10 protein-coding genes and 1 pseudogene are annotated in these 12,475 nt (G+C 48.3%); 9 read left to right on the plus strand and 2 right to left on the minus strand.

Annotation, left to right across the window (positions count from 1 at the left end; translation table 11 throughout):
- The first annotated feature begins 517 nt into the window (after positions 1–517).
- A complete protein-coding gene (locus KDW_RS20310; protein WP_151757783.1) occupies positions 518–1,141 on the plus strand; it encodes a hypothetical protein in 624 nt (207 codons plus the stop codon).
- A 98-nt stretch (positions 1,142–1,239) separates the two neighbouring features.
- Positions 1,240–2,450 (plus strand): annotated as a pseudogene (locus tag KDW_RS20315) (IS256 family transposase).
- 221 nt (positions 2,451–2,671) lie between these two features.
- Here the strand turns inward: KDW_RS20315 and KDW_RS20320 are convergent.
- Entirely contained in the window at positions 2,672–3,130 is a 459-nt protein-coding gene (locus tag KDW_RS20320; protein WP_151757784.1) for a hypothetical protein, read from the minus strand.
- An 8-nt stretch (positions 3,131–3,138) separates the two neighbouring features.
- On the opposite strand from KDW_RS20320, the gene KDW_RS20325 reads away from it, so the two are divergent.
- Both KDW_RS20325 and KDW_RS20330 read left to right on the plus strand, forming a co-directional pair.
- The gene (locus KDW_RS20325; RefSeq protein ID WP_151757785.1) at positions 3,139–6,162 is read left to right on the plus strand and encodes an RHS repeat-associated core domain-containing protein; all 3,024 of its coding nucleotides are present in this window, start codon (positions 3,139–3,141) and stop codon (positions 6,160–6,162) included.
- 360 nt (positions 6,163–6,522) lie between these two features.
- Positions 6,523–6,735 carry a hypothetical protein gene (locus tag KDW_RS20330; RefSeq protein WP_151757786.1) on the plus strand — a complete coding sequence of 71 codons (213 nt, stop codon included), beginning with the start codon at positions 6,523–6,525 and terminating at the stop codon, positions 6,733–6,735.
- Between the two features lie 344 nt (positions 6,736–7,079).
- On the opposite strand, the gene KDW_RS20335 is transcribed toward KDW_RS20330, so the two are convergent.
- Positions 7,080–7,298 (minus strand): hypothetical protein, encoded by a 219-nt coding sequence (locus KDW_RS20335; protein WP_151757787.1) that lies wholly within the window; start codon positions 7,296–7,298, stop codon positions 7,080–7,082.
- Between the two features lie 21 nt (positions 7,299–7,319).
- Between KDW_RS20335 and KDW_RS20340 the strand changes: the two genes are divergently transcribed.
- From KDW_RS20340 to KDW_RS20355, 5 genes are all read left to right on the plus strand, one after another.
- Positions 7,320–9,464, plus strand: coding sequence for an RHS repeat-associated core domain-containing protein (locus KDW_RS20340; RefSeq protein ID WP_162005438.1), 2,145 nt, complete (start codon positions 7,320–7,322; stop codon positions 9,462–9,464).
- Positions 9,465–9,562: 98 nt separating this feature from the next.
- Positions 9,563–10,150 (plus strand): hypothetical protein, encoded by a 588-nt coding sequence (locus tag KDW_RS20345; protein WP_151757789.1) that lies wholly within the window; start codon positions 9,563–9,565, stop codon positions 10,148–10,150.
- 128 nt (positions 10,151–10,278) lie between these two features.
- Positions 10,279–10,608 (plus strand): hypothetical protein, encoded by a 330-nt coding sequence (locus tag KDW_RS20350; RefSeq protein ID WP_151757790.1) that lies wholly within the window; start codon positions 10,279–10,281, stop codon positions 10,606–10,608.
- Between the two features lie 489 nt (positions 10,609–11,097).
- On the plus strand, positions 11,098–11,289 hold the full coding sequence (locus KDW_RS31905; protein ID WP_162005439.1) for a hypothetical protein: 192 nt from the start codon (positions 11,098–11,100) through the stop codon (positions 11,287–11,289).
- Positions 11,250–12,344: an MFS transporter gene (locus KDW_RS20355; RefSeq protein WP_162005440.1), complete on the plus strand. Its 1,095-nt coding sequence runs from the start codon at positions 11,250–11,252 to the stop codon at positions 12,342–12,344. Before KDW_RS31905 ends, KDW_RS20355 begins: the two co-directional genes overlap by 40 nt.
- Positions 12,345–12,475: the final 131 nt, after the last annotated feature.

Here is a 12,475-nt window from a genome sequence, read left to right on the forward strand (position 1 = left end):
TGTAATACGTCATTTTTCAAGTCCCTTTTTCAACGCATCCACCACTTAGTGTAGCTGTACCCGTTTTGTAACTTCGATGTTTTCTCTTGACATAAATTATAATTAATGTAGTTTGTTTGGCTAGCAAATAATACTACTACATTAATTTTTGAAGAGCCATTTGTGGCTATGAAACCTATGTGTGATATGGTAGTTTATCTGATGTAGATTGCCTAATGTAGATTGTGATACATGAGCACACTACCTTACATATTCCCGGGTTGTTTGAGCATAGGAGATCGATCAATGTGGTCACATCCAAAGGTGGCTTTCACCTCAGCGATGGTTCTGCGCCGTTGAGCATATTTTTGCCTGGCTCTCGTGATATTGGTGACAGGCTCGCGATTATGAGAAGTTTCCCTAACAGTGAAGCACTCATCTACATCGCTTCTATTCGTCTCATCTTTGATGCGTTTTGTCTCTTTCTAGGATTCCTTTCCCTTTTTAAGACAAACTTAATATCTTAGGAGATTTTCACATGAAAAATAAGAGCAATGTTGACGTAAAGAAATTTCGAAGTAGAGAAAATTGGTATGGTTCTTTTTATGAACTAGCTTTTTATTTTAATGACGCATTGAAAGAACCTAGCAAGCGATTACAACTTTTACAATGTGTTTGGAATGGTAAATACTTAGAGGGAGTTGTCTCTTCTCTAGAAGACTTAGGAGATACTAATCAAGAAATTACTTTTGTGAAATTAGATGATCACAGTCGTTACTACGGATTAATTAAGGTAGAAGATACCCTTTTAGCTTGTATGACATCGTTTTTTTCTTCAGAAGGTCTGACTATATTTACATTGAACATACCATTAGAAATTATTAGTAAGAAATACAATGTTAAGTATCCTGTAACAGCAAAACAAAACCCCTGGATGAAATATATCGATAGTATATTTATTCTTATTAGTCTTGAGGTCTATCAGCGTGAGAGGTTTGATATAGCGGTGATTGGAGAAGAAGCCTCAGCTGTTACATATAAAAAATATATCAACAACTTAAAAGATGAAAACAATTTGGTAGTTCCTAGTTCTTTGTTTTCAAAGCTAAATATGGCAAAAAGAGGCACAGAAATTTGTGAAGGGTTAATGTGGATAGAGTGAACCCCGGGCACTAGACGAGGGTGTACAATACTTTGTGTAAGTGATCCTACAATAAGGAGTGAATGATGAAGAAGAAGATGGAAGACGGAGGCAAGCATATGAGCATTCGACCTGAATTGATTGACGAATTACTCAAAGAATGTACCGATCCTACCCAATTGTTGGCCGAAGGCGGTTTCCTCAAGCAGCTGACAGGCGCCCTCGTGGAACGGTGTTTGCAAGCGGAGATGGACGTGCACCTGGGCTATCCCAAACATGGGAAACGTGATGAAACGACTGGCAATGTCCGCAATGGCAGCAGCCGCAAGACGCTCAAGGGCTCACAGGGAGAGATTGATATCGTCGTCCCCGCGATCGGCATGCCAGCTTCGAACCACTCTTGATCCCCAAGCACGAAACACGACTGGAAGGCTTTGACGAGAAGATCCTGGCCTTGTATGCTCGTGGCATGACCACACGCGACATTCAAGCGCAGATCCAGGAACTCTATGGGGTTGAGGTCTCACCCACGTTCATTTCCAATGTGACGGAAGCCGTCCTGGACGAGGTTCGTCAATGGCAGCATCGACCATTAGAGACCCTCTATCCCATTATCTATGTGGATTGCCTGGTCGTCAAAGTGCGCGAAAATCAGCGGATCATCAATCGAGCCCTCTACCTGGCTTTGGGCGTGGATATGCACGGACAAAAAGAGTTACTGGGAATGTGGCTGGGTCACAATGAAGGAGCCAAATTCTGGTTGTCAGTCTTCACCGAACTGCAGAACCGGGGACTTAAAGACATTTTCATCGCCTGTGTCGATGGTTTGACCGGCTTACCCGAAGCGATTGAAACACTCTATCCTCACGCACGAGTCCAGCTCTGCATGGTGCATATGGTGCGTAATTCACTCAAATATGTGTCCTACAAACATCGCAAGGAGGTCGCGGCAGACTTGAAATTGATCTACTCAGCTGCCACGGAAAGTGAAGCGCAGGTCTACCTGGATCTCTTTGCCGAGAAATGGGATCGGCAGTACGCAAGCATCAGCAAAATGTGGAGAACCAACTGGAGTCATGTCGTCCCGCTGTTTGCCTTTCCCGAGGACATTCGCAAGGTGATCTACACCACCAATGCGATCGAGTCAGTGAACATGTCGTTACGCAAAGTCACGCGCAATCACCGCATTTTTCCCTCAGATGAGGCCGTCTACAAAGTGGTCTATCTAGCTATGCACAACATTGCCAAGAAGTGGACCATGCCAATCCGTAATTGGATACCTGCATTGAATTGTTTTGCGATTGAATTTGGGGAGAGATTTCCTCACTAAATGAAATGACATACACAAAGTACTTGACAGACTCCACTAGACACTTTTTTATGGAGAGGTGAATTCTGAATCACGTTCCCTTGCCGATCCAGAAGAATGCTAATTGTTATGGACGCTTGAAGTATTTTGTACTGATATGTCCTCGTGAATTTTCTCTATATCTTGCAGTTTACCTTGAAATTGAACACTATAGTAGTTTGGCTTTACAATGAGGTTGGCTTTTACATTTCTATGAGTGCGGTGTGGAGCTCTTTCATTTTGGCACTGCGCCCAAGTGGTGTCACCGAAAGTCGGTCATACATGCCCTGGATGCGCGAAATATGCCTCTTAGACTGATATTGCTGAGCCATTTCTAGACCGCGGATGGCATATTTGACCCCTTCATCGGTCTCACCAGCATAGGTATAGGCTTGCGCTTTGACGATGGTATAGGAGCCCATATCACGGAGTGTTCTGAAGGGCCGGAGTGTATCGGTGATGGCATAGATATCCAGGGCCTTCAGGGGTTGCCAGAGGATGGTATGCCCTTGTGCTTTTTCTTGTAATACTTCCACCAGATCAAATTGGTTGGAGAGAGTATCGAGTGTTCTCGGTGTATTCTCGACAATATTTTGGGCTTCATTGATATTTCTCAGGAAGCTCTGCTCGTCTCCATACACTGAATAGGCACGAGCCTGCACTTTCTACCATGTTCCTCGTACCAATGGAGAGCCTGCCCTATGCCATTTCCTCGCTGGCTGGTACGGGCTATATAGCTCCTGACCAGGCGCAGGCACGGACCGTGACCAACTATGATGGATTGGGACGCCCGTTGGGGAGTGTTACCTATCAGGATGCGAACACGATCAAGCTCTCTACCAGTGTATCCTACACTGTTGCGCAGGGACTTCCCAGTTTCACCCAGAATACCACGCTCCCGTTTGAGCGGACCACGACGCTGGATGCCTACAATCATCAAGCGGTCAGCTACACCGATGCGATTGGGCGGCAGCGCTACAATCAGGTGTTTAAGGGGAATGGTGCGCCCTACACGGTGCTGAGAACGATCCGCTATGATCGAGATGTGGTGGGCAATCTGCTGGCCACCAAAACCTATGATCAGACCGCGGCCGTGCAAGCCTCGCAGAGTGCGACCTATGATGGGGTGGGACGCAAAGTGGGGATGACCGATAGCGACTCGGGTTCCGGCTGGGTGTTTAGCTATGATGCCAATAGCAATCCCATCAGCCAGACGGATCCACGCAGCAAGAGTGTGTACATCAGCTATGATGTGCTCAACCGTCCATTGTGTAAAGGCACCACCTCGGCCGCCGTCAATCCCTGTACGAATAGCGCCACCTCGACCTTTTTCTATGATAGCTATACCAATAACAGCAATCCTGGGGTGGCCTTCCCCACCGCGTGTACGGCCCCCAGTGGCTCCTATGCCTCTGACCCGATCGGGGCGCTGACCGCTGAAACCTTCAGTGGCGTGGCCGGTGCCGGCTCCCGCTGTAAGGGCTATGACGAGCGTGGACGCATCGATCAGAGCGGCTTGACCGTCAACGGCGATGGGCAGACCATCACCCAGACGATGAACATGAGCTACAACGATGCAGGTCAGCCGACCAGCGTGGTCTATCCCGATGGCGAAACCGTCACTGCCCAGTATGATAGCAATGGCTACTCACGCTCCGCGTACTTTGGGACGCCAGCGAGTGTCGATCCTGTCTCATTCCTGGTTGGCCAGGTCAGTTATACCAACGCGGGTCAGGTAGCAGGGCTTGCCTTTGGAGGCTCGGCTGCGAAGTCCAGTGTGCCAACCGCGGTCTTCTCGACTACGATGGGCTATGATGGCATTCAGCGACCCGTGAGCAGCAGTGCGCCGAAAGCGGGGAGCACGTTCTGGAATCAGAATCGCACCTATGATAATGTTGGTAATGTGCTCGGCGTCACCACAACCCTACCCACCACCACGGGTGGCACGCAGAAAGATGTGCAATCCTTCTGTTATGATAGTCTCAATCGCCTGGTCTGGTCGGGTAATACCGGCGCACCCAGCGGTGAAGATCACTGTGGACTGGCCCCGGCAGGCACGACGCTTGCCACCTATCAGCAAGCCTACACTTATGATGCGCTGGATCGCTTAACGTCGGGTCCATCTGGTACGGAAACCTATGGCTTCGCCCCGGTGCATGGTGCCTTGACACTGAGTACTGTTCCTGGTCAATATGCCAGCTATGATGCCATGGGCAATATGACCTGTCGCAACGTCGATACCACCACCGCTCACGCCTGTGATTCATCCCAGACGGGTGCGCAGCTGACCTACGACAACGAAGGTCGTCTGGAAACCTGGACGGCACCCAGCGGGACGACGGCCAGCGATCAGTATCTCTATGACAACAGTGGTCAGCGCGTCTTCCAGCACTCCAGTTCCACGCTGGCAGGTAATACCTCCAAGACCGATACCATCACCTTTGATGGGGCGACCGATGTCACCACCACCAATGGCGCCACCTCCACCACCAAATACTACAGTGCGGGTGGACAACGCGTAGCCATGAAAAAGGATGGGGTGCTCTCCTATCTGTTACCCGATATGCTGGGCAGCACCAGTATTGCACTCAAAGCTGATGCCAGCGTACAGGCTGTGCAGCTGTTTGCGCCCTTCGGTGGCACCCGCTACAGCGATGGCAGCATGACCACGCCCTACAACTATACGGGCCAACGTTTCGACATGACCAGTGGCTTGTTGTACTACAATGCTCGCTATTATGATGCGACCAGTGGCCGCTTTACCAGTGCGGATACTCTAGAAACCAACGGGGCTGGCCTTGATCCTTATGCCTATGTCAAGGGTAATCCACAAACCTATACCGATCCTACTGGTCATAGGCCGTGTTCTAATACCGATGATACCTGTGGTGGTATGGGTGGACCTGAACCGACTCCAACACAGGGTGTAAATCCTGTTGATGATGCTTGCCATAATATGGCTGCATGTGGTGGAGGTTCTACAGGTGGATCATGTACTAGTTTTGGATGTTATGACGGAGGTGGCGGGCTTACTTCAGGTCCTCACGGAGAAGGAGGAGGTCCAACCACAGGAGGAGGAGGTCCAACCACAGGAGGAGGTTCTCCCAAGGGATCAGATAAGCCTCAGTGCGATGCTAAATGTAAAGCTCATGATATTGCTTTGATGACTGATGTACACAAGCAGTGGAGGATATTTAATGGTATTATCTCAGATTCGATAGGATTGCTTACAAATGTTCTGACACTTATTGCTGATTATTATACAGCGAATTGGGCTGGGGTGGCTATTGATGCTATCAGTATTAGTGGATTGATCCTATCGTTGATTATCAATATTACTAAAGCAACTGGTAATTCTCCACCTGCATTTTTGTCAGTGTTAGCTGGAGTGGTAAATATGATTGCTGGAATAGCAAACGCAGCGAAAGGGGTTTTGGGTATATTTCAAGGTTTGAGTGCTCTAGCAAAGCCAGCTATACAAAAGCTTGGAACTATAGCAGCAGAAGATCTTTCAACATATATGTTGAAAAACTCAGCTAAGATCTTCTCTGGCTACTCAAGTGTTTTTGGTGCTGGAAAATCAGGAAGTGCAGCATTTGGAAATTTCTTAGATGCTAGTGATGCCTCATATAATAATTATTCTAATGAGGATGTTCATAACTCTTGCCTGGGTATGCATTTAGCTAGTTGTTAGTGACAACATAAGCATGCGTATTTGGTTTGAATGTTCCTCATAGTCTGATTGTGGGGTTACTGGAATACAAGAGATTGAGTTCAGGGAGCGGATGAATAACTGCTTTCTGAACTCAACTATTAGCATCTTTTTAGAAAGACAATGATACAACATTTTCTTTTGTTTATTCTAGAAATTGGTTAGTATCTTCAGTGTAGTTTCGCTGCAAGATACTAACGCCATGTTAGTATAATGCTGGGCATATGTTTCTAGCGATATTCAGAAGGATTAAACTCTCAGTGCATGGACTTGTGGGTCAAATGGAGCTACACAAACAGCTTAAAACTTCTGACCGCTGCGATAAATTAGAGGAGTGAAACTATGTATAATAGAAAAGCGAGTACTATAACCTTACTTGTTGTCGCAATAATTTGTGCTATCATTGCATATTTTACGCCTTTGCTTTTTGATGGTTTTGTAGAAAAATGGGTGTATGTAAGCCTTATTGTGAGTATTTTAGTTACCATCCCTTTGGTTTTTTTGCTGGATCGTTATTATAAAAAGGAATACGATAAATGGCATAGAAAAGATTAAATAAAGTTTGTATTTGGGAGACTATTCATTGAGTATTGATGTGGACTATCAATGATGCCAATGGGATTGGTGAGCAGTTGATCCCGCAGGACTATGGCGTCTCGTCGATCAGCACTACCAGTAGGGTGGAAGGATATGGGGGGGTAAAGTTGAACATGAACCGTATTTTTTTAGTGGGAAAAAGCTATTCATGCCTGTCGCAGCTATTGGCAAAAGCCCATGATGGTTTGGCAAACCAAGTGTTACACTTGGCCATATTCAACCAAACCTGATCGAAACAGATCAGACTGCTTACCTTGAAAGCAAACATCATAATAACCTGGCATTCCAATGAGATTGTCTGTTTACTTTTCTACAAGTGCGGTGTGGAGTCCTTTCAATTTAGCACTGCGCCCAAGAGGTGTCACGGAAAGTCGGTCATACATGCCCTGGATGCGGGAAATATGCCGTTTGGATTGATACTGCTGGGCCATTTCTAAACCGCTAATGGCATATTTGACGCTTTTATCGGTCTTGCGAACATAGGTATAGGCTTGCGCTTTGACGATGGTAGAGGTGCCCATATCATGTAGTGGTTGGAAGGATTGGAGCGTATCGGCGATGGGCAGACCATCACCCAGACGATGAATTTCACCTATAATGATGCGGGTCAGGGGACCAGTGTGGTCTATCCCGATGGGGAAACCGTCACGGCCCAGTATGATAGCAATGGGTACTCACGTTCCGCCTACTTTGGGACGCCAGCGAGTACGGATCCCGTGAATTTCCTGGTTGGCCAGGTCAGTTATACCAACGCTGGTCAGGTAGCAGGGCTTGCCTTTGGAGGTTCGGCCGCGAAGTCCAGTGTGCCAACGCCAGTCTTCTCGACTACCATGGGCTATGATGGCATTCAGCGCCCCGTGAGTAGCAGCGCATCAAAAGCAGGGAGCACGTTCTGGAACCAGAGCCGCACCTATGATAATGTGGGCAATGTGCTCGGGGTCACCACCACCCTTCCCACCACGACGGGTGGCACACAGAAAGATGTGCAATCCTTCTGTTATGACAGCGTCAATCGCCTGGTCTGGTCCGGCAATACCGGCGCACCTGGCGGCGGAGATCATTGTGGGCTGGCACCGGCAGGTACGACGCTTGCCACCTATCAGCAAGCCTATACCTATGATGCGCTGGATCGCTTAACGTCGGGTCCATCGGGCACGGAAACCTATGGCTCCTCCCCCTCCCCGGTGCATGATGCCTTGACGCTGAGTACCGTTCCCGGTCAGTATGCCAGCTATGATGTCATGGGCAATATGACCTGTCGCAACGTCGATACCACCACCGCTCACGCCTGCGATGCCTCCCAGACCGGTGCGCAGCTGACCTATGACAACGAAGGTCGTATGGAAACCTGGACGGCACCCAGTGGCACAACGGCCAGCGATCAGTATCTCTATGACAACAGTGGTCAGCGTGTCTTCCAGCACTCCAGTTCCACGCTGGCAGGCACTACCTCCAATACCGATACCATCACCTTTGATGGGGCGACCGATGTCACCACCACCAATGGGGTCACCTCCACCACCAAATACTACAGTGCGGGTGGACAGCGGGTATCCATGAAAAAGGATGGGGTGCTCTCCTATCTGTTACCCGATATGCTGGGCAGCACCAGTATCGCGCTCAAAGCGGATGGTAGCGTGCAGGCCGTGCAACTGTTTGCTCCCTTTGGTGGCACTCGCTACAGCGATGGCAGTATGACCACGCCCTACAACTATACGGGCCAACGCCTCGATAGCACCAGTGGTTTGTTGTACTATGGCGCACGCTATTATGACGCAACCAGTGGCCACTTTATCAGCGCAGATACGGTCGAAACCAATGGCACCGGACTTGATCCCTACGCTTATGTCAAGGGAAGCCCAGAAACCTTTACGGATCCAACTGGTCATGGACGGTGTGGTCCTGATGGTGATTGTGTCGGCGTTCCTGGTGCTGGAACACCTGGGCAGGGATCTTCTTCTGGCGGCGGTGGTGATTCTGGCAGTAGTGGTGGTGGTGGTAATCCACCTGCTACTACCGGAAGTTCTGCTGGGAGTGATGGACCTTCGCAAACATCGACGTCAACATCGACGTCAACGTCAACTTCTGCAAATACCTCTAATTGTGATGCCCAGTGTCCTCATGATGCTTGGCATGATAGAGCGACAACGGCGCGAAATAAAAAATTAGATCCTCTTAACAAGCAAGCTGTTTTGGAAATGGTTGGAGGTGCGCTGTTATTTATACTTGGTGATGTTCTTATTTTCATCAACAAGATTAGCAGTAATTTCCAAAAAGGAGAAGCTCTTCTAGATCTTATTGCTACATTTAGTAACACTATAATGCCTTATGTTGGAGTGCTAATACCTTCTCTAAATGGAACTCTTCTCCAACTGTCAAAAGCCATGTTTTACGCGATGGCTGGAGTTCAAGCGGTTGTAGGGGCACTCTCATCTGCCAATTGGTTTGTTCGCAATACGGCAGAAGTTAGCTCTACCATTGCCTTGGCTGCCGCTGGTGGACCTGAAGCACAGATTGTTTCGCTTCTCATGTTAGTTGTGAAACCTATGGTAGGTCATCTTCTAGATTTTGGCGGACATATACTTGAGGGTATGGCTGAGAGAGATTTTAATGAGGAAGCAAGACAACTAAATATGCCTTTGCGTGATTGGTGCAATCAGTACGGAGGCTGTCCAAAATATGTTTAGTGATGCATTGTCTATGTAGTTTTGGTGTGTTGTTTATTCTGGCTCTACTGATAATACGTGGAGCCAGCCATTTGTTAAAGAGGAAAGGGGAGTATGATATGGTACAAGAAAATCAGATGAGTCTTTGGCCAGAAGACGAACAAGCTATTATCGCATCTAACCTTGGGTCTCCTTTTGCGGCCTATAGAATCAGTAGGAGATATATTCAATTATATTCTTGGGGCACCTACATTCTTATTTTTATGGCTGTCATTGCATTCATTCTTTTTTTTCTAATAATTTTTAAAGCATGGTATGAAGCATCTATGAAGGTCAACGAATATGAAGATATATATCTTCGCATATCTTCTGGTGTTACTAATTCAATTGTGACCTTTGTGCCTGCTTCATTATTTGCTTGTTATTTTAGATTGGTATTTATCCCGCAACTCAAGTATAATCATATAGTTTTATGTGAAAGTGGATTAATCTATGCAGAGAAAAAACTGAGAGCAAATAGCGTGCAAGCTATTCATTGGAGAGATATACAAGGAGTTGCTCAGCAGGGTAAGTATGGTAATGTTGTTCTTTCGTATATGCAGGATAGCAACTTCGAAACACTTATTATTTCTGGCGCTTTCGAACAACTTGATGATCTGCTGGAGAATGTCAGCCAAAAAATGTTGGAGTATAAAGAAAGTAATTAAATTCCAGACGTAGTTACTTCAGTCACAATGGTAACTGTTACAGGATCAGGCACCTACCTGTGGCAATGTCATCAACCTAAACACGACGATTCTCACGACAACCCTGATAGTTAAGCACTCTAGTTACAATGACCTGCCGTAACGTGGACACCACCACGGCTCACGCCTGCGATGGCTCCCAGACGGGTGCGCAGCTGACCTACGACAACGAAGGTCGGCTGGAAACCTGGACGGCACCCAGTGGCACGACGGCCAGCGATCAGTATCTCTATGATAACAGTGGTCAGCGCGTCTTCCAGCACTCCAGTTCCACGCTGGCAGGCACCACCTCCAACACCGATACCATTACCTTTGATGGGGTTACTGATGTCACCACCACCAATGGGGTCACCTCGACCACCAAATACTACAGCGTGGGTGGACAACGGGTAGCCATGAAGAAGGATGGCGTGTTATGAATTTAATCACATACACAAAATACTTGATAGAATCGTTCGTGATCACTCATACACTTTTTTCGCTTTCTATAGTTGTTCTATGTTTGACTTTCTTTTTGCCTGCCAGTATACTCATTTCTAATGACGCAGCAGAAAGAGGAACGATAAAAGATGGAAATGTATACCAGTAATAGTATTGGCGATTTTCTCTCTATTGTTCTACCTCTTCTCTTTCGTTTCCTCAGGCATATCTCTGCCCCACTGTGTACGCCTGGTTGTCTCCCTTCTTATTCCTGCCTTCCTCTTGTAACAGTCACGCCAGATTGATAGAGGCCGTATTCCATTCCTACTGAAAAACGCTGCTTGAGCATAGTGCGTAATGCCTGTGTCTGTTTTGCCATATGTGTGTATAACGGAGAGCAGCTTTAGTAGCAATTCTTTACTCCTACATTCCCACACTATTGCTTATCTATAGCCATAGTGTCTTTGCCTATAGAATGGATATACCGTATGTCTATGCGCTTTGCAGGCCTCTGGCGTCAGCGCGATTTTTTGAAGTTCTGGTTGGGGGAGAGCGTCTCCCTCTTTGGCAGTCAGGTTTCGCGACTCGCGCTCCAACTTACTGCTATCTATACGCTGCACGCGAACGCTGCTCAAATCGGATGGTTGGGGCCGCAGAATATGCCCCCCTGTTGCTGTTGAGTCTGTTTGCTGGTGTGTGGGTTGATCGTATGCCACGTCGGCGGTTGTTACTTGCCTCCGATGTGGGACAGGCTGTGCTGATCGGCTCTATCCCGATCCTCTTTTTACAGGGACTGTTGCACATTGAGTATCTCTATGGAGTCGCCTTCCTCGCTGGCTGTTTCGCGGTCATCTTTGGGATTGCCTATCAAGCCTATCTACCTGAACTGGTTTCGACTGAACATCTCGTAGAAGGCAATAGCAAACTGGCGGCCAGTGAGGCCATAGCAGAGGTCGCGGGACCATCCATAGCGGGGATCATCCTGCAGATCCTGTCAGCGCCGCTCGCTCTTTTTGTGGATGCGGCTTCATTTCTCGTTTCTGCCATCTGCCTGACATGGATTGGCAAGCGACCAGATCCTCCGGTCATCCGCCAGCAGCAGTCCTCTCCATCCATCTGGAAACAGATTTTTGAAGGTTTGCAGAGGATTAGCCAGCATCCTCAGCTACGAGCGATTGCTGGCTGCTCCAGCACGCTCAATTTCTGCGAGACGGCCATCCTCACCGTGTATACGCTCTACGTGATCAACGAATTGCACCTTTCGGCTGTGCTGCTCGGCCTCGTGCTTGGCATTGGCAGTATAGGCGGCTTAGCAGGAGCGTTACTGGCCGACCGATGTACTCGCCGCTATGGATTGGGTCCGGTACTGCTCATGTCCATCTTACTCTCAGGTGTGGGGACCGTCCTGGCACCGCTGGCCCACGGTCCCCTGTTTATCACGGTCCCTCTGCTGATAGCCGGACGCTTCATGATAGGGTTCGCCACCAGCATCTATAACATCAACCAGATCAGTCTGCGGCAGATCACAACGCCGCAATCCCTGCAAGGGCGCGTCAATGCCACCATCCGCTTCCTGGCTGGCGGCTCAGTCCCTCTGGGCGCACTCGTTGGAGGAGCATCAGGGATGGTGATCGGAGCGCGGGCGACCATCTTGCTCGGCGCGATTGGTATTACCCTCTCATTTTGCTGGCTTTTCTTCTCACCCGTACGCCACTTACGCAAAAGCCTGCGCTAGCCAGCATATATCTGCTCTGGTGATACCATAGCGACCTTTGTGTGCGATCATCCAGTGCGCTTGTACCCTGAGACAGAATCTACGAGGGTGCCTGCCGGTACGTGGAGAGGTCGCAGCGACGAGCGCTGCCG

Origin of the sequence: Dictyobacter vulcani (genome assembly GCF_008974265.1) — a bacterium.
GTDB classification, from domain to species: Bacteria; Chloroflexota; Ktedonobacteria; order Ktedonobacterales; family Ktedonobacteraceae; genus Dictyobacter; species Dictyobacter vulcani.